This is a genomic window from Luteitalea sp. (assembly GCA_009377605.1).
Lineage (GTDB): Bacteria > Acidobacteriota > Vicinamibacteria > Vicinamibacterales > Vicinamibacteraceae > WHTT01.
This window is the reverse complement of record WHTT01000248.1, coordinates 1-777: the sequence shown is the minus strand read 5'-3', so window position 1 is coordinate 777 and position 777 is coordinate 1. Positions and strand designations below refer to the sequence as shown.

Sequence of the window (777 nt, the reverse complement as noted above, 5' to 3'; positions counted from 1 at the left end):
GTCGCCACCCGACCCGTTTGACGCGGTCAGCTGCGCCGTCTGAATCCAATTACCGCCGGCCTCTGTGAATACGTACGCGGCGCCCTGGCCGCTGTTGCCGTCGACATCGGCGTAAGGCGCGCCGACGACCGCCGTGTTGCCGTTGATCGCCACGGACCTGCCGAAGAGATCGCCCGCCGCCCCACCTGACGCGGTCAGTTGCGCCGTCTGCGTCCAGGTGTCACCGACCCGCGTAAGGACATAAGCTGCATCCTGGTTGGTGGTCCCACCGACGTCGGCGAAAAGCGCGCCGACGACCACAGTGCTGCCGTCGATCGCCACGGAGCTGCCAAAGTGGTCGAGTGCCGCCCCGCCTGACGCGGTCAGCTTCGCCTGCTCGACGAAGTAGAAAGGGAAATCGAAGCCCTGGGCGGACGGCTGCGCGATCATCCCTCCAAGAAGGATGCCGAGGACGGCGACGAAACGACCCTTCGAGGACCTCACCCCTCGACTTCGCTCGGGGTGACCCTGAGCTTGTCGAAGGGTCAGGGTCGCCCTGAGCCCTGTCGTCCCTCGACGTTGCTCGGGACGACCCTGAGCCTGTCGAAGGGTCGAAGGGCGAATGCTGACTGATCTTCTAAACATGATGTGTCCTTCAATGCTGCAGGTGCGGTTGGTGTCGCGGGGGGTAAGCTTTCTGTGCCGAAGCCGCGGAGCCTCGCGTTCCCACACCTACCAAGACAACGCCGTGCACCGGTGCACCGAACGCACGACCACTTAACTCCTGCGTACCTTCGT

Annotated in this window: 1 protein-coding gene; it reads right to left on the bottom strand. The window is 64.5% G+C overall.

Annotated elements, in window-relative coordinates; translation table 11 throughout:
• Nucleotides 1–624, bottom strand: a 624-nt coding sequence (locus tag GEV06_28780) for a hypothetical protein (GenBank protein MPZ21839.1), incomplete at its 3' end; no start/stop codon positions are given.
• Nucleotides 625–777 lie beyond the last annotated feature (153 nt).